This is a genomic window from Rhodococcus triatomae, from assembly GCF_014217785.1.
GTDB classification, from domain to species: Bacteria; Actinomycetota; Actinomycetes; order Mycobacteriales; family Mycobacteriaceae; genus Rhodococcus_F; species Rhodococcus_F triatomae.
Genome location: NZ_CP048814.1, coordinates 2,679,315 through 2,695,436 on the forward strand (window position 1 = coordinate 2,679,315; position 16,122 = coordinate 2,695,436).

At 69.8% G+C, this 16,122-nt stretch carries 15 protein-coding genes and 1 pseudogene; 9 read left to right on the forward strand and 7 right to left on the reverse strand.

Going from position 1 to position 16,122, the window contains the following annotated elements; genetic code table 11:
- Nucleotides 1-46 precede the first annotated feature (46 nt).
- Entirely contained in the window at nt 47-1,726 is a 1,680-nt protein-coding gene (locus G4H71_RS12620; protein WP_083343011.1) for an NTF2-like N-terminal transpeptidase domain-containing protein, read from the forward strand.
- An 80-nt stretch (nt 1,727-1,806) separates the two neighbouring features.
- Nucleotides 1,807-2,544 (forward strand): sulfite exporter TauE/SafE family protein, encoded by a 738-nt coding sequence (locus G4H71_RS12625; protein ID WP_072737121.1) that lies wholly within the window; start codon nt 1,807-1,809, stop codon nt 2,542-2,544.
- A gap of 6 nt (nt 2,545-2,550) precedes the next feature.
- Here G4H71_RS12625 and G4H71_RS12630 read toward each other — a convergent pair.
- The 4 genes and pseudogenes from G4H71_RS12630 to G4H71_RS12645 form a co-directional block, all read right to left on the reverse strand.
- Nucleotides 2,551-2,751: pseudogene (locus G4H71_RS12630) on the reverse strand (MFS transporter); the annotation flags it as partial.
- A 120-nt stretch (nt 2,752-2,871) separates the two neighbouring features.
- The gene (locus tag G4H71_RS12635; protein ID WP_072737120.1) at nt 2,872-3,255 is read right to left on the reverse strand and encodes a DUF3054 domain-containing protein; all 384 of its coding nucleotides are present in this window, start codon (nt 3,253-3,255) and stop codon (nt 2,872-2,874) included.
- Between the two features lie 118 nt (nt 3,256-3,373).
- Nucleotides 3,374-3,931 (reverse strand): YceI family protein, encoded by a 558-nt coding sequence (locus tag G4H71_RS12640; RefSeq protein WP_072737119.1) that lies wholly within the window; start codon nt 3,929-3,931, stop codon nt 3,374-3,376.
- 95 nt (nt 3,932-4,026) lie between these two features.
- The gene (locus G4H71_RS12645) at nt 4,027-4,599 is read right to left on the reverse strand and encodes a TetR/AcrR family transcriptional regulator (RefSeq protein WP_072737118.1); all 573 of its coding nucleotides are present in this window, start codon (nt 4,597-4,599) and stop codon (nt 4,027-4,029) included.
- Between the two features lie 137 nt (nt 4,600-4,736).
- Between G4H71_RS12645 and G4H71_RS12650 the strand changes: the two genes are divergently transcribed.
- Together G4H71_RS12650 and G4H71_RS12655 are read left to right on the forward strand one after the other, a co-directional pair.
- On the forward strand, nt 4,737-5,579 hold the full coding sequence (locus G4H71_RS12650) for an alpha/beta fold hydrolase (RefSeq protein ID WP_072737117.1): 843 nt from the start codon (nt 4,737-4,739) through the stop codon (nt 5,577-5,579).
- Between the two features lie 47 nt (nt 5,580-5,626).
- Nucleotides 5,627-5,803: a hypothetical protein gene (locus tag G4H71_RS12655; RefSeq protein WP_169847128.1), complete on the forward strand. Its 177-nt coding sequence runs from the start codon at nt 5,627-5,629 to the stop codon at nt 5,801-5,803.
- 33 nt (nt 5,804-5,836) lie between these two features.
- Here G4H71_RS12655 and G4H71_RS12660 read toward each other — a convergent pair whose 3' ends face one another.
- Nucleotides 5,837-7,111 (reverse strand): lysylphosphatidylglycerol synthase transmembrane domain-containing protein, encoded by a 1,275-nt coding sequence (locus tag G4H71_RS12660; RefSeq protein ID WP_083575198.1) that lies wholly within the window; start codon nt 7,109-7,111, stop codon nt 5,837-5,839.
- A gap of 28 nt (nt 7,112-7,139) precedes the next feature.
- A complete protein-coding gene (locus G4H71_RS12665) occupies nt 7,140-8,597 on the reverse strand; it encodes an adenylate/guanylate cyclase domain-containing protein (protein ID WP_072737116.1) in 1,458 nt (485 codons plus the stop codon).
- Nucleotides 8,598-8,814: 217 nt separating this feature from the next.
- Here G4H71_RS12665 and G4H71_RS12670 point away from each other — a divergent pair, with 217 nt between their 5' ends.
- The 5 genes from G4H71_RS12670 to G4H71_RS12690 all read left to right on the forward strand — a co-directional run bounded on the left by G4H71_RS12670 (nt 8,815) and on the right by G4H71_RS12690 (nt 14,640).
- Nucleotides 8,815-10,023 (forward strand): AI-2E family transporter, encoded by a 1,209-nt coding sequence (locus G4H71_RS12670; RefSeq protein ID WP_072737115.1) that lies wholly within the window; start codon nt 8,815-8,817, stop codon nt 10,021-10,023.
- A complete protein-coding gene (gene macS / locus G4H71_RS12675) occupies nt 9,983-11,191 on the forward strand; it encodes a MacS family sensor histidine kinase (RefSeq protein ID WP_072737114.1) in 1,209 nt (402 codons plus the stop codon). Before G4H71_RS12670 ends, macS begins: the two co-directional genes overlap by 41 nt.
- 68 nt (nt 11,192-11,259) lie before the next feature.
- A complete protein-coding gene (locus G4H71_RS12680) occupies nt 11,260-11,892 on the forward strand; it encodes a response regulator (RefSeq protein WP_072737272.1) in 633 nt (210 codons plus the stop codon).
- 83 nt (nt 11,893-11,975) lie between these two features.
- On the forward strand, nt 11,976-12,662 hold the full coding sequence (locus G4H71_RS12685; protein WP_072737113.1) for a DUF1707 SHOCT-like domain-containing protein: 687 nt from the start codon (nt 11,976-11,978) through the stop codon (nt 12,660-12,662).
- A gap of 127 nt (nt 12,663-12,789) precedes the next feature.
- Nucleotides 12,790-14,640: a DUF2339 domain-containing protein gene (locus G4H71_RS12690; RefSeq protein WP_139183199.1), complete on the forward strand. Its 1,851-nt coding sequence runs from the start codon at nt 12,790-12,792 to the stop codon at nt 14,638-14,640.
- A 96-nt stretch (nt 14,641-14,736) separates the two neighbouring features.
- On the opposite strand, the gene G4H71_RS12695 is transcribed toward G4H71_RS12690, so the two are convergent.
- A complete protein-coding gene (locus tag G4H71_RS12695; protein WP_072737112.1) occupies nt 14,737-16,062 on the reverse strand; it encodes a lipase family protein in 1,326 nt (441 codons plus the stop codon).
- Nucleotides 16,063-16,122 lie beyond the last annotated feature (60 nt).

The window sequence follows — 16,122 nt, forward strand, 5'->3', positions numbered from 1 at the left end:
TCTTCGTACGCAACTCGTGCCCCCTGGGCGGGAGGTGGGCAGCAAGATGGTGGACATGGGGATCGGGTCACGAAAAAGACGTAGCTATGTGATCACCCTTGCCGCCGCCCTCCTCGCCCTGGTGGTGGTTCTGGCGTCCTGCATGCTGAACAGACCCGAGCCGACGGCCCGCGCCGTGGTCGACGAGTTCGTGTCCGCGCTCAACGACGGCGACGTGGCCGCAGCCGGCGAACGGACCTCCTACCCGAACGCGGCCGAGGAGACGTTGCAGCAGGTGTTCGACGGCCTCGATCCGAAGCAGGCGACGTTCGAACTCACCCAGTTCATGGATCTCGGTCCGTCGTCGAGCTTCTTCACGATGACGGCGTCGTGGAACTTCGGCGAGGGCAAGGACTGGAGCTATCAGGTGCAGGCCGGTGTGCGGAACCTGTCCGTGGGGTGGCGCATCTCCTGGGACCCGACGGTCGTCGCGCCGATGCTCGGCAACGGCCGTCTCGTCCGGTACGACCGGACCGATGCCGCCCCGCCACTGGTGTTCGACAACACCGGGGCCCTGCTCATGAACGAGCAGACCATCAACTCGATCGTGCTGGACCCGGCGACGATGCCGGATCCGATCGACACCACGCACCGACTCGCGGCGGCGATCGCGCCCGTCGCCCCGCTGATCACCGCGGAGTCGATGCTCACCGATCTCCGGGAGAATCCCGGTGAGCAGGTCACGGCCGTGCGACTGCGCGACGCCGACTTCACCTACCTCGAGAACAGGTTCGACATTCCCGGCGTCGTCGTGGTGAAGGAACCGACGCTGATCACGGCGGACCGCCGGATCTCGACGCCGCTGCTCGACCCGTTGCGCCGCGTCTGGCAGGCGAACCGGGACGAATCCGCAGGCTGGGCCGTCCACGTGGTCGAACCGGACGGCACCTTGCTGCCGCAGGCCGGGTTCCAGGGCCCGCCCGGGCCGGACATCGCCGCGACCCTCGACTCGCGGATCCAGATCGCCGCCATCGAGGCGGTCGTCAGCGCCGGGACTCCCGCCGCCGTGGTCGCGATCCAGCCTTCCACCGGAGCGGTACTCGCGGCCGCTCAGAACAATCAGGCGTTCGAGCAGGGGTCGATCGCCTTCGAGGGCCTGAATCCGGCGGGAAATGCGCTCGATCTGGTCCGTCAGGCCGCGGCGTTGGATCGCGGAGTCGACGAGAAGGACCTGTCGATCGAGGACGTCGAGGAGACCGCACGGCGACTGGGGCTCGGGCTGGACTACCGGATCCCGGGGCTGGACCAGCAGACCGCGGTCTTCACCTCGGCGCGCGACGGCATGGACCAGGCGATGGCCACCCGCGACGACGACCTGCCCGCCGTGACGCCGTTCGGGATGGCGATGCTCGCGGCGTCGATCGCCCGTGGCAGTGCACCGACTCCGATGATCGTCCACGGTCAGCCGGCGGAGACCGACCAGCGTGCGGAGCCGCTGCCGGCGCATGTGCTCGACCATCTGCGCGGGGCGATGCGCGACAACGTCACCCACGGGCCGGGCGCGCTGCTCCGGGGAGTCCCCGATCTGCTCGGCATGACCGCACGCAGCGACGACGACCGCTGGTTCTTCGGGTCGCAGGGCGACCTGGCCTTCGCGGTGTACGTCGCGGACGCCGACGGCGGCGACCGTGCCGTCCAGATGACCGATCGCTTCTTCCGGGAACTCGCGAAGCCGCCCGCCGGCTGAGTGTCGGTGCCGCGGCTCGGGCGGTGTGAGTGCGCGGCCGGTGGGTCGGACGGCGGACACTCCGAGTAGCTTGACGTCCTGTGTCCCTCCTCGACGTCGGCTTCCTCGTGGTGGCGGGATTCTTCGCCGGGGTGGTGGGGTTCGTCACCGGGCTGGCCTCGATCGTGTCCTACCCCGCGCTGCTCGCCGTCGGGCTCTCCCCGGTCGCCGCGAACGTCACCAACACGGTGGCCATGGTCGGGGTGGGCGTCGGTGCCCTGTCCAACTCCGCCCGCGAGGTGGCGGCCACCGGCCGGAAGCTGGTGCGCTGGACGGTCTGGGCCGCGGTCGGCGGCACCCTCGGTGCCACGATTCTCCTGGTGGCTCCCGCCGGTTCGTTCGAGACGGTCGTGCCGTTCATGGTGGCGTTCGCCTCACTCGCGCTGATTCTGCAGCCGCGGATCCGGGCCCTGTCCGGGGGCCGCGATCTGTCCCGCACGTACACGTTCTCGGTGTTTCTCGTCGCGATCTACGGCGGATACTTCGGAGCGGGTGCGGGCGTGATCTTCCTGGCGGCGTCGTTGATCCTCACCTCGGAGTCGGTGTGGCGGGCCACGATCCTCAAGAGCTTCCTTCTCGGGGTCGCCAACCTGGTCGCCGCCGTCGGCTTCGCCGTGTTCGGACCGGTGCACTGGGGTGCCGCGGTTGCGATGGCCGTCGGTGCCGTCGCCGGCGGTTGGTGTGGGCCACCGCTGGTGAAGCTCGTCCCGCCGACGATCCTGCGCATCGTCATCGCACTCGCCGGTTTCGGCCTGGCCGGGTGGCTGTGGTTGCGCTGACGGTGGTCAGTGCACCCCACGCATCAGTCGGGAGATCCACGGCGAACACAGGGCGAGCACGACGCCCGTCGCGACGGAGGCGATGCCGATGGTGCGGAAGTACGGCACCTCGTCGTTCTCGTCGTAGTACTTGGCGAGCGTGCCCGCCATCGAGGTCCCCAGAGCCACGGACAGGAAGAACAGCGCGACCGTCCGGGTGTGGTGCGCCGCGGCGCCGGCATCAGTTCATGTCTGGCCTTCGTTCCTGTCAGGACTTTCTCACCGGCGCCGGTGGATCGCGGGGAAGCGCGCGGTGAGAGATCGAGCGCACCGCAGTCGTGCGAGGTGTCAGCGCGCCGGGCCGGTGCGGGATTCGATCAGCCGGAACACGGCGCGCCAGCCGACGAGGAACAGGGCCAGGAACGTACCGGCCACGAGGATGAAGCTGAATGCGGTGCCCTGCCCGCTGATCACCCGGGCGAGCATGCCGACCACCAGGGTGGACAGCCACACCAGGATTCCCGTCGGGACGACGAGGTAGGCGTCGAACTTGTCGCGGTAGAGCGCGAACGTCGCGGCCCAGCCGATCGCGAGGCCGGTGAGGAACGGCCACGCCGTGGTGGCGAGGCCCGCGAGTGCGGTGGCCTCGCCGTGGCTGCGTCGGCCGATGGCAGCGAACACGATCACGACGACGACGTCGGCGGCGAGTGCGAGGAACCACTGCTTCTTCACGACCCCAGCCTAGATTCGCACGGCCCGCGCGTTCGGTGCGGGGTGGGCCGTCCCGTGACCGGAACGCAGCGCGCCGCCACCCGTGGGTGACGGCGCGCTGTGTGAGGTGAGGGGAGGCTCAGGCCTGGAGACCGGCCTCGATCTCGAGGGTGATCGTGATCTTGTCGCCGAGGACGGCGCCGCCACCCTCGAGCGGCATGTCGATGCTGATGCCGAAGTCCTTGCGGTTGAGAACGGTCGTCGCCTCGAATCCGGCGACCGGGCCCTGGCCCATGCCGGGGTTCACGCCGTTGTACTCGAGTGCGAGTTCGACGGTCTTGGTCACGCCGCGCAGGGTGAACTCGCCGGCCAGGACGTAGTCGTCGCCCTTGGCGCGCAGTTCGGTCGAGGTGAACGTGGCGGTGGGGAACTGCTCGTGGTCGAAGAAGTCGGCCGACTTGACGTGCGCGTCGCGATCGGCGTTCTTGGTGTCGACGGAGTCGACGTTGATGACGGCGACGACCGACGGGGTGCCGTCCTCGGCCACCGTGATGGAGCCGGAGAAGTCGTTGAAGCTGCCGCGGACCTTGCTGACCATCAGGTGCCGGATGGAGAAGCCGACGGTCGAGTGGACCGGGTCGATGGCCCAGGTGCCGGGGGTGAGGCCGGGAAGCGTGGTGGTGGCGGTGGTGCTCATCGGGTGTCTCCTCCGAGTAAGTATTTGAAAATTCAATCGACTCCGACTGTAACCGGACTGTGGTCCACTTTGTTCCGGAGTGGATGTGTCGTCGGTCACTTCTCGAGGAGTGTGCGGGCCAGGCCGGCCGCCGTGGCTCCGGCCGCGTCGAGGGGCTCGGTGCTCCGCAGGGTGCGGGCCAGGACGAACGCGCCTTCCAGGCCGGTCACGAGTGTGAGGGCGAGGTGGCGGGCGCCGGCGTCGTCGATGCCGTACTCCCGAATGTAGGCGGCGCAGGCGGTCAGCCAGCCGTCGAAGACCTCCGCGGCTGCCTCACGCAACGGCTCGTTCGTGCTCGCCACCTCCATCGCCACCGTGGCGATGGGGCAGGCGTCGGCGAAGCCGGAGGCGGCCAGCGTCCTCCCGGCGGAGCGGAATGCCACCTCGATGCTCTCCGGCAGGCCGTCGGTGCTGCGCAGGATGCCGAGCACCAGATCCTGGTACGCCGAACCCGAAGTGCGGATGACCTCCTCGCCCAGTTCCTGTTTGCCGCCGGGGAAGAAGTGGTAGATCGACCCGAACGGCGCCCCGGACTCGACGGCGACCTGTTTGAGGCCCGTCCCGGTGTACCCGGCACGCCGGAACAATGCGCTGCTCGCAGCCAGGATCCGGGCTCGTGTGTCGTGCATGCCTGCTCCCACCGATCTCGGCGGAGGTCTTGTGCCCGCCGGGTGCCCGATCGTACCGTGAACTGAGTAGAACGATCTATCAAGAACGGCGGACGTCGGCCGCCACGATCATCGAGGAGCCCGGGACGGAGTGGGTCATGGAACGGATCGATCTCTCGGCGGGGACCGTCGAGTACCTGGACACCGGCGGGGCGGGGCCGGTCCTCGTGTTCGTCCACGGGCTCACGATGGACGGCACAGTGTGGCGCAAGGTCGTCGACGCGCTGGTCCCCGACTTCCGGTGCATCCTTCCCACGCTGCCGCTCGGTTCCCACCGGATTCCGATGCGCGCGGACGCCGACCTGTCCTTGCGGGCGATGGGCCTGCTGGTCGGTGAGTTCGTCGCGGCGCTGGATCTGCGGGAGGTCACCCTCGTGCAGAACGACTGGGGCGGGGTGCAGGTGCTGATCGCGCACGGCGACACGAGCCGGCTCGCCGGTGTCGTCCTCACTCCGAGCGAGGCGTTCGACAACTACCCGCCCGGACTGCCCGGGCGCGCCGTCGCCGTCGCCGTGGCACTCCCCGGCGGCGCGCGTGCCCTGATGTGGTCCCTGAAGTTCCGGGCGATGCGCCGCGCCCCGGGTGGCTGGGGGTGGATGAGCAAGCGGCCGATCCCCGACGAGGTCATGGACGGCTGGTTCCGCCCGGCCACCGAGGACCCGCTGATCCGGCGTGACCTGGTGAAGTACGCCCGATCCGTCCCCGCCGACGCGACGCTGCTGCGCTGGGCGGAGGCGAACCGCGCTTTCGACCGGCCCGTGCGGGTGCTGTGGGCCACCGAGGACAGGGTGATGCCCCGCGAGCACGGGCGCCGACTGGCGGAACTGTACCCGCGGGGCGAACTACACGAGGTGGACGACAGCTACACGCTCGTGCCGGAGGACTGCCCGGAAGCGATCGTCTCGGCGATCCGCGACTTCGTGCCCCTCCGGCGGGCGTGATCGACGGCGGCCACGACGGCGCGCAACGCGGCCGCCATACTCGAGCGGTGCATGCCGAGGCTCCACGAGGTGTGGCCGTCCACCGAGCACTCCACCAGCACCACGCCGATCTCCATCACGCACTCGTCGAGGCGGTGATCTCCGGTGACGCTGCCCGCGCGGTCGAGCTGAGTCGAGAGCCTCTCGATGCGCTCCTGCGGGAGCTGGGTGGCGCCGCCCGATAGGGGCGCACGGGTGGTGCGACGGGTCCCGGCCGGTCAGTGCTCTGGTTCGGGGGACGGGTGTCGTCCGTCCGGTTCGGGAGCTGGTCGTCTTCCCTCCGGCTCGGGAGCCGGTCGTCTTCCCTCCGGCTCGGGAGCCGGTCGTCTTCCCTCCGGCTCGGGAGCCGGTCGTCTTCCCTCCGGCTCGGGAGCCGGTCGTCTTCCCTCCGGCTCGGGAGCCGGTCGTCTTCTCGGCATGGCCTGCTTGTGCTGCTCGAATTCGAGATCCATGTCGACCTCGTCCGTCTGGTTGTTGCGGAACAGCACCAGGAACACGATCCACCCGACGACGGCGACCATGATGTAGCTCGCGATGCGGTAGACGAACACCGCGGCCAGCGCCTGGGGAGCAGTGGCACCCGCGGCCGTGAGCGTCGCGATCAGGGCGCCGTCGACGAAGCCGAGGCCACCGGGCGCGAGCGGAATGCTCCCGACCGCCTTCGCCGCGGCGAACGCGATGAGCAGTCCCGCGAACGACGGGTCGGCACCGACGGCCCAGCAGGCGAAGCCCAGGCACGCGACGTCGGCACCGCGGTGGACCGCCGACCACCCGAACGTCACCAGCGAATCCCGGCGGCCGAGCTCGACGGAGTCGAGCTGGTCCAGGATCGCCTGCCAGCGCAGGGCGCCGGTGTCCTCGGGGTTGCCGCGCAGCCGGTTGTAGCGGGCCAGCGCCTTGATGCCGATGGTTTCCAGCGATTCGGGGTTCTGGGCGATGTAGCGGAGCAGGAAGAACAGGGCGACGGCGGCGCCGCCGGTGAGCAGCAGCGTCACCGGGCTGACCTTGGTGCCGACCGCGATCGCCCCGACGCCGCCGAGCAGCGCCAGGCTGCCCGCGGCGATGACCCCCGAGATGGCGATCTGCCAGGACGCGACGACCGGGGTAGCACCCCAGCGCCGGGTCTGCTTGTAGGTGAAGGCGGTGGAGAACACCTGCCCTGCCGGCAGGGTCACGGCCATCGCGGTGCTCGCGAAGATCACCGACAGCGACTCGAGCTGACTGATCACCACCGTGCCTGCACGCAGCAGTCGCTGCTGCACGGCGCCGAATCCGGCGAGGGAGACCACCTGCGCGACGAGGGCGGCGGCCAGCCAGCCCCAGTGGATCTCCGTGAGTGCCCGCCACGATTCGTTGAGTGTCGGCCACAGGTAGATGGCCTCGGCCGTGAGCAGGGCGATCAGGGCAACGCCCAGCACCCACTTGACCCACCAGAATCGCCTGCGCGGCCGAGGAGTATCGGCAGAAGGTGGGTCGGAACGAGGCTGTGCCACCGGGCCAGCGTAACGAACGGTCTCGGCGTCACTCCGGATACTCGACCGGCCAGGCCAGGTGCGTGTTGCGACGGCGCCCGCGCAACTTGACCATGTCGCCGAGCTCCCAGCGATCCTGCTCGCTCTCGTCGGCGAAGTACAAAGCGCTGGTCGAGGCCAGGGTTCGGCTCGGGTGGATCTTGGCGAGCTCGGTCAGCCGGGAGGCCTCGTTGACCGGGTCGCCGATCACCGTGTACTCGAAGCGTTCGGCGGCGCCGATGTTCCCCGCGACCGCCAGGCCTGCGGAGACGCCGATCCCGATGTCGAGGCCGGTGATCTCGTTCAGCGCGAACCGCAGTTCCCGGGCGGCGGACAGCGCCGCCGTCGGGGCATCCGGCCGGTCGAGAGGTGCCCCGAAGATGGCGAGAGCCGCGTCACCCATGAACTTGTTGACGAACCCGTTGTGCCGGTCCACGACGTCGACCACGACGCGGAAGAACTCGTTGAGCAACGTCACGACCTCACCGGGCGGCCGTTCCGCGGCCGCACCGGTGGAACCGACCATGTCCACGAAGAGGACCGCGACGAAGCGCGTCTCGCCACCGAGCTCGGTGCCGAACTTCAGTGCCCGGCGAGCGACGTCCTCGCCCACGTGTTGACCGAACAGCTGCCGGAGCAGACGGCGTTCGTCCGACTCGCGCATCATCCGGTTGAACCCGACCTGCAATCGGCCGATCTCGCTGCCGTCGAACACCTCGACCCGGACGTCCGTCGCCCCGCGCTGCACCCGCTCGATCGCCCGACGCAGTTGCTTGATCGGGTCCGAGATCTGGCTCGAGGTGAGCATCGACAGGACGAACGCCTGCCCGATGGTGATGATCGAGATCAGGATGATCGCCCAGGCCAGCGCGTTGGGGGAGAAGACGAGGTCCGTGGACAACTGGGTGACGCACAGCAGGATGATCCCGATCACGGGCATCAACGTGCCCAGCCCCCACGTCATCGCCAACCGGGTACCGACACCGGGCGCCATGGTCCGGTCGAACTCGCCCTCGCTGAGCGCGCGGGCGGCGACCGGACGCAGGATCCGTTCGCCGAGCATGTAGGTGAACCCGAACGTGGTGGTGGCCGCCATGCAGACGGTGATGATGACGGCGACCGCCAGCGACGGCATCTCGCCGACCGTGAGGAACACGAACAGGACGCCGCCGAGTATCCACAGCACCAGGTGGACGATCGCCTGGCGCAGCGGCGCGTGCAGCGCCGACATCTGTTCGCTGCGTGTCGGCGGACCGCCGCGCAGCTGCCAGCGGATCACCGAGCGCAACATCATCGCGGCGACGGCGAGGCTCACGGCTGCCGCCACTGCCAGGTAGACACCGAAGACCACCACGTTGCGTGGCTGGTCGGCGACGATGCTCTCCGACTCGGGGATGGGCAGGCCGTATCGGATGAAGGCGAAGACCATCACCGCGCCCATGAAGTTCGCGGCGAGCATCGAGAGCATATAGAGCGGCCATCGGCTGCGGATGGTCACCGCAATCGCTCTGTATGATCTCCGCACGCGTTCAATTTAGCGTCACGTGCTCCGTGCGTGCCCAACGCGTCCGTGTCCGTACTGCCCGTTTCCGGGTCGCCCGCGCTGCCGAACCTCCCGTGAAGCGGGGGTGAGCGGCCCGAATTCTCGATACGCTCCGCGATGTGAGCGCGATCGGGTCGCGCGCGTGACCGCGAATGAGTATCCCGCATCCCCCGCCCCGGCGGCCGACGCGGTGCATCCGATCGTCCGGGTCGCGGCCGAATGGACCTGGCGCCTGCTGATCCTGTTCGCCGGTGTCGTCGTCGTGGGCTACCTCGTCGCGAAGTTCGACACCGTCACCGTCCCCGTCGCTCTCGCCCTGCTGGGTTCCGCGCTGCTCACCCCCGCGGTGGATCGGCTGCAACGGTGGGGTCTGACCAGGGGCGTGTCGGTCGCACTCGTCCTCGTCGCGGCGCTGGGCGTGGTCGCGGCGATCCTGGCCTTCGTCGTCGAACAGTTCGTGGTCGGTTTTCCCGGGCTGGCGGACCGCTTCGCCGATTCGATCGGGCAGATCCAGTCCTGGCTCACCGCGGGGCCGTTCCATTTCAGCAACGACCAGATCCACCACGCGGGGGAGTCGGTGGTGCAGGCCGTTCAGTCGAACCGCGAGGCGCTCACCAGCGGGGCTCTCACCACCGCGGGGCTGGTCGGCGAGATCGTCACCGGCGCGTTCCTCACGTTGTTCACCCTCATCTTCTTCCTGTACGGCGGACGACAGATCTGGGAGTTCGTCACGCGGATCGTGCCGCATCGCGCACGCGGACGCGTCCGGCTCGCCGGCACGCAGGGATTCGCCTCGCTCACGGGCTACGTCCGCGCGACCGTGGCTGTCGCGGCGGTGGACGCGGTCGGTATCGGCGCCGGCCTGGTGCTGCTCGGCGTTCCGCTGGCGCTTCCGCTGGCGTCGCTGGTGTTTCTGGGTGCGTTCGTCCCGATCGTGGGCGCATTCCTGGCCGGCTTCCTCGCCGTCCTGGTCGCGCTGGTGGCGAAGGGTCTGCTGACGGCGTTGCTGGTGCTCGGCATCATCATCGCGGTGATGCAGCTCGAGGCACACGTGCTGCAGCCGTTGCTGCTCGGGCGCGCGGTGCGGTTGCATCCGCTGGCCGTCGTGCTGGCGATCACCACCGGCATCGTGCTGGCGGGGATCGTCGGTGGTCTCCTCGCCGTGCCGGTGGTCGCGGTCCTCGACACCGCGGTACGTTCGCTACTCTCCGACGATCCCGAGGCCGCGGTCGACGAGATCGAGGTGGACGACCCCTCGGTGCCGCTCTACCCCGCCCGACCCGACGAGCCCGACGAGCCGGAAGACAGCGATGACAGCGATCAGGACAGCGACCAGGACGCAGGGAAGTGAGCTCTGGAAGAGAGCGAGCTACCGCCCGGCCGACGGACCGGACACCGCGCCGGATGCGCCGCTGTGGCAGGCCGCGCAGGTCTTCCGCCTCATCACCCTGCTGTACGCGATCAGCTATCACATCGCGTCCGTGCCGTTCTACACCCACCAGACGCTCAGCTGGGTGGTGGTCGCGATCATGGCGGCGTGGTCCGGCGTCTCGGCGGTGCTGCTCTCCCGCGGCGCCGTGCCGCGATACCAGGTCGTCCTCGCGGACCAGATCGTCGCGATCGGTGCGATGTGCGCGACGCGGGTGGTCGCCGACCACGCCTGGTACAGCGAACACCAGACCCTGCCGACGACGTTGTGGGTCACCAATGCGGTGATCTCGGCTGCCGTTCTGGGCGGACCGTGGCTCGGGATCGCTTCGGCCACACTGATGGCCGGTGTCAGTGCGGTGGTGCGCGATCAGATCAACTGGGATCTGTGGCGAGACGCGACCGCCCCCGTCCTGTGGTCGGTCGGGCTCGCACTCGGGATGGCGACGCTCACCTCGCGACGGGCCCAGGCCCAGCTCGAGCACGCGGTGAAACTCGCTGCCGCGGCGGAAGAACGGGAGCGGCTGGCCCGCGAGGTGCACGACGGGGTTCTCCAGGTGCTCGCCCTGGTGAGTCGTCGGGGAAACGAGATCGGCGGACCGGCAAGGGAACTCGCCGAGATGGCGAGCGAGCAGGAGACGGCGTTGCGGACGTTGATCTCGGGGATCCGGGAACCGGTCGACGTCGGCCCGGACGTCGACGTCCGGCAGCTGTTCGCCACCAGAGGGTCCGCGAACGTCTCGGTGGCGATGCCCGCAGAACCGGTGATGCTGGCGCGGGCGCGGGCCAAGGAACTCACCGCCGTCATCGACACCGCGCTCTCGAACGTCGCCCGCCACGCCGGTGCCGGGGCACGGGCCTACGTCCTGCTCGAGGACCTCGGCGAGGATCTGGTGGTCACGGTGCGCGACGACGGTGTCGGCATCGCCCCGGGCAGGCTGGAGCAGGCCGAGGCGGAAGGCCGCATGGGAGTATCGAAGTCGATCCTGGGGCGGGTCGAGTCGCTGGGTGGGGCGGCGACGCTCGACACCGAGCCGGGGCAGGGCACCGAATGGGAGATCCAGGTACCGAAGGGAACGCCGGGGCAGTGACCGGACAGCAGAACGAGACCGTGCCGCAGGGAGAACCGGGCCGGACCGGCTCGGACGCGATCACCGTGATGGTCGTGGACGACCACCCGATGTGGCGCGACGCCGTCGCCAGGGACCTCGAGAACGCCGGCTTCGCGGTGGTCGCCACCGCGGACGGAATGGGGGCCGCCCGGCGTAGGGCAGCGGCGGCGCAGCCCGACGTCGTACTGATGGACATGCACCTTCCCGACGGCACCGGGGCCGCGGCGACCGCGCAGGTGCTCGACGCGTCCCCACGCAGTCGGGTGCTGGTGTTGTCCGCGTCGTCCGAGCGTGACGACGTCCTCGAGGCCGTGAAGGCGGGTGCCTGCGGCTACCTCGTCAAGAGTGCGTCCGCGGAGGAGCTGATCGGGGCGGTGCGGTCCACCGCCGACGGGCAGGCGGTGTTCACGCCCGGTCTGGCCGGGCTGGTGCTCGGCGAGTACCGGCGCATGTCGGCGGACACGTCGAATCCGGACGTGGACGCCACCCCGGTGCTGACGCCGCGGGAGACCGAGGTGCTGCGACTGGTCGCGAAGGGGCTCAGTGCCAAACAGATCGCGACCCGGCTGAGCCTGAGTCACCGCACGGTCGAGAACCACGTGCAGGCCACGCTCCGGAAGCTGCAGCTCGCCAACCGGGTCGAGCTGGCCCGGTACGCGATCGAGCAGGGACTCGAGTGACCCGTCGCTACCGAGACCCTCGAGCGACCGGTCACTCCGGGACATCCGTGCCTGTTCCGGCGCGCAGGCCTATCCTGGCAGGTATGGAGGCGAGGAATCTGCGGGTGTCCGATGCGGAACGTGAACACGTCGGCGAGTTGCTCCAGCGTGCCGTGGGGCAGGGAATGCTGTCGCTGGGCGAGTTCACCGAGCGGATGGACACGGCGCTGGCCGCCAAGACCCGCGGCGAGCTGAACGCCGTGCTCGTCGACCTCCCCGGTGTGCAGCTCTCGCCCGAGTACCTGCCCGCACCCGATCCGGTGCACGTACCGCCCCCGGTGCCGCACTCCGTCCAGCACCCGCCGCTCCCGCACTCCCCGCACCCGCCGGTGCCACCCGGCCTGCCGCCGCACGCGGCCCCGCAGACCGTCGTCAAGGGACGGATGTCGTCGGTGGACCGCAGCGGTCGATGGACGGTGCCCCCGGAACTGCTGGTGGACAGCAAGATGTCCAACGTCAGCCTCGACTTCACCCGAGCGGTGATGTCCACCCAGGTGGTGCACCTGACGATCGACGACTACTGCAGCTCCATCTCCCTCACAGTGCCCCCCGAGGCGACCGCCGACATCAACGGCATCGAGACCATCGGCGCCACCGCGTCGAGCAAGGTCCGCACCGGCCCGCCGTACGGGCCGCTGCACCTGGTGGTGCACGGCAAGGTCCGGTTCGGCACCGTCAACGTGCGCTACCCGCTCGGGACGACCATCCGGCGCATGTTCGGCCGCGGCTGACGCGACCGGCAGGCCGCGGCCGTTCCCGTGACCGCCGGGTATCCCCTCACCGTCCTCGAGTAGGTCTACTCATGTGCCCGGCGGCGCAGGCGAGAACGATGAGTACATGTCTGTCGATCCTCGTCTCGTGGCACAGCTGTCGGCCGATACCGCGTCGCTGAACTGGCAGCTACGCCGATTCGGCGAGAACCTGGCGGTCCTGCAGCACCAACTGGCGGGTGCGCCCGTCGTCTCCGCTGCCGCGCCCCCGATGTATCGGCCACCGGCGCCGACCCACCCACCGGTGCCGATGGCTCCACCGATGGCGTCTGCACCCAGGGTGGCACCGCCTCCGGCCGGCGCACCGCCGCGAACCGGGCCCCCGGGGCCCGGACGGATGCCCGCGCCCGCCCGGTCGCCGCTTCCCACCCCGACGCCGTGGTGGCAGCGCGAGGGCGCCGTGAGCAAGGTCCTCGCTGCCGCCGGTGGTGTCGTCACCCTCATCGGGGTCGTGATGATGCTGGTCCTCGCTGCCCAGTCCGGGTTCTTCGGGCCGGTGCCGCGCGTGGTGGGTGGAGCGGTGCTGTCGTTCGTCTTGGTGGCGGCCGGAATCCGGGTGCACGCCCGGCCCGGCGGCAGGTACGGCGCGATCGCGCTCGCCACGACGGGGTTCGCAGGCCTGTACTTCGACATCATGGCGGTGTCGGTCGTCTACGAGTGGATTCCCGTGCCGTTGGCCCTGGCCGTCGCGCTGGTCGTGGCGGGAGCCGGTGTCGCGCTCGCCGCACACTGGGACGTGCAGGCACTCGCGGTGGCGCTGATCGGTGCGATCGCGATTCTCGGGGCGGTCGTGACGGACGGCGTGACGCTGACCCTGGTCGCGTTCCTCCTGGTGGTCCAGCTCGCGCCGTTCCCGGCGCAGTGGTACCGGCGCTGGCGTTCCCTGTCGGTCGTCCGTACGGTTCCGGTGGTTCTGGCCCTGATCGCCGTCGTGGTGTCGACGGGCGGATACCCCGACGCGGATGCCTGGTGGGCCCTCGGTGCCGCGGCGGCGGTGGCGCTCCTCGGTCTGGCGAGTGCCGTCACCCTGACGGCGCGCGATCCGGAGGACGTCGGGTCGAGCGTGGCGTGCGCCCTCGCCGCGGTGCCGATCCTCGCGGTCGGTACCGCCTTCCCGCCGCTCGGGGGCGCGGTGATCGCACTGGTGACGGCGGTGGTCCTGTTCACGGTCGTCGCCTTCGCCACCCGCATCCCCGGCGCGTTGCAGACCGTGGTGGCCGGTGTCGCGACGGTCGCACTGCTCGAGGTGTGCCTGTTCGTCGGCGGTGGCTCGTTGTCCGCGGTGCTGCTGCTGGGTAACGCGGCGGTGTTCCTGGAACTCGCCCGGCAGGTGCGTTCCCGCCTCGTCCTCGGCTCGGGTCTGGTGTTCCTGGCCGCCGGTGGGCTCGCCTATGCGGTCACCGTCCCGCCCGAGGCCCTGGTCGAATCCCGCGAGGCGATCGACGTCCTCGGCGCGGGTGCCGTGGCGGCGAGTGTGGCGCTCGCGATCTCGGCCTTCCTCGCCGTACGCGGTGCCCGTTCGCTGGGGCTGGTGGGCGACGACTCGGTGGGCGTGCTCTACGCGGTGGCAGGCGGGGCCGCGCTGTACGGGGCCACCGCGACGGCGGTGACGATCGGGACGTCGGTGAGCCCGACGAGCACCGGATTCGTCGCCGGTCACTGCGCCGCCACGATTCTGTGGATGCTGACCGCCACCGGCTCGATCGTGTTCGGGCTCCACACCCCGGCGCATCGCCGGACCGCGATCGGCGCCGGGCTGGTGCTCGCCGGCGCGGCGCTGGTGAAACTGTTCTTCTTCGACCTCGCGACCCTCGACGGTATGTTCCGGGTCGCGGCATTCCTCGTCGCCGGCTTGCTGTTGCTCTTCGCCGCAGCGCATTTCGGTCGTCGCATGAGCACGCCGGGAGACTCCGGCAGTCCTCCCGGCTCCGCCGCCTGATCCCGTCCCTCGTCGGGTGGGCGAAAGCTGTTGGGACGATGTCACATCGGATCGATCTGACGAAACCGGTGTGACATCGTGCCAACGGAGGGAGGGTCAGTCGAACGAGCAACCCTGCGCCGGACGGTCCCCGAGCTGGTCGACGAGATGGCGCATCACGGTGTCGTCGACGTATCCGTCGATGATCTGAGGCCCGAAGTGATTCGGCAGCGTCGTTCCAGGGGCGATCGGGGGCAGGTGATTGGTCCGGAAGGTCACCGAGGCGCCACCGGCACACCAGTCCTCGGCCAACTGTCGAGCCTGTCCGTACGGGACGCTGTCGTCGTTGATGCCACTGGTGATGATCACCGGGGCCGTCGGAGTGAGGCGGCCGATGCGCTGCTCGTCGAGGACAGGCTTCGCCTCCGGGATCTCGGACAGCCAGTCGAGGAGGCTGCGACCGTCGACTGTCAACGTGTCGGTCCGGAGGAACGGCCGCGAGAAGATGACGTCGCCGATGCACTCGGACTCCAACGCTTTCAGCGTCGCGCGGCCCTCGGTGGTGAGCACCTCGGCCATCCGGCGTTCGAGTACGGGGTAGCGGTCCGCCAGGCCGTTCAGCGTGAAGCCGATCGCTCCGCCGATGAGGCTCCCGTCGACCTGCGCGAGGACGGCAGTGAGGTCCGCGACCGGTCCTCCCGCCCACACGCCCCGCAGATCGAGTTCGGGTGCGTAGCTGGGCTGCAACTCGGCCGCCGCGGCGGTGGCGCCGCCACCCTGCGAGTAACCCCAGAACAGGAGTGGGGTCTCGGGTCCGGTGCCGGACAGGGTGTTCGCGGCCCGCGCTGCATCGAGGACGGCGTGCGCACTCTCACGCCGGTTGACGTAGGTGTGGATTCCGGGTGTGCCGAGACCGATGTAGTCGGTGACGAACACGCGCGCTCCCCGAGCCGTCCACAGTGCGGTGGAGACCGCTTCCTGGTTGACCGAGATCGAGGGGATGCCGGGGTCGACGTCGACGTGCACGCCGTTGGCGAAGGCGACGGACGGCGCGCACTTGTCGCCCTGGCCGACGGTGCCGGGCGCGATGATCACGGTCGGTCGTTCACCCGGCCCGGTCCAGGGAGCTGACGAATCGACGTACACCCCGGTCACGGCCACCGGAACGTCGTCCTGGGTACGGGAGGTGAACATCACCCGCTCGGCGCTCACCGGCCAGGTGCCGCCGTCGGTCGGCGGCAGCGCCAGCACGGGCAGCGGCTCGGACTTCAGGATCGATCCGCGGGCCTCGGCGAGTTGTGCCGGGGGAAGGTAGAAGTCGTCGACCGGCGCTCCCGCCGCGGGTGGTGCCGTCAGCGCTGTCACAGCAGCGGCTCCGGCACATGCGACCGTGGCGGTGGCGACGGCGCGCCGGAGCCGGTGCGCCCAGGTTCGTGCGGACATCGATGTCTCTTCTCGTTCGTAGGGACGAGTGGGTGGTGCAGGGGTTTCAGGTGATGGGAT

What these genes read in the sequence shown, in the direction of transcription:
- G4H71_RS12620 (WP_083343011.1), top strand. Translation starts at nt 47, where the DNA reads ATGGTGGACATGGGGATCGGGTCACGAAAAAGACGTAGCTATGTGATC.
- G4H71_RS12640 (WP_072737119.1), bottom strand. Translation starts at nt 3,931, where the DNA reads ATGAGCACCACCGCCACCACCACGCTTCCCGGCCTCACCCCCGGCACC.
- G4H71_RS12645 (WP_072737118.1), bottom strand. Translation starts at nt 4,599, where the DNA reads ATGCACGACACACGAGCCCGGATCCTGGCTGCGAGCAGCGCATTGTTC.
- G4H71_RS12650 (WP_072737117.1), top strand. Translation starts at nt 4,737, where the DNA reads ATGGAACGGATCGATCTCTCGGCGGGGACCGTCGAGTACCTGGACACC.
- G4H71_RS12665 (WP_072737116.1), bottom strand. Translation starts at nt 8,597, where the DNA reads ATGCTCTCGATGCTCGCCGCGAACTTCATGGGCGCGGTGATGGTCTTC.
- macS (WP_072737114.1), top strand. Translation starts at nt 9,983, where the DNA reads ATGACAGCGATCAGGACAGCGACCAGGACGCAGGGAAGTGAGCTCTGG.
- G4H71_RS12680 (WP_072737272.1), top strand. Translation starts at nt 11,260, where the DNA reads ATGGTCGTGGACGACCACCCGATGTGGCGCGACGCCGTCGCCAGGGAC.
- G4H71_RS12685 (WP_072737113.1), top strand. Translation starts at nt 11,976, where the DNA reads ATGGAGGCGAGGAATCTGCGGGTGTCCGATGCGGAACGTGAACACGTC.
- G4H71_RS12695 (WP_072737112.1), bottom strand. Translation starts at nt 16,062, where the DNA reads ATGTCCGCACGAACCTGGGCGCACCGGCTCCGGCGCGCCGTCGCCACC.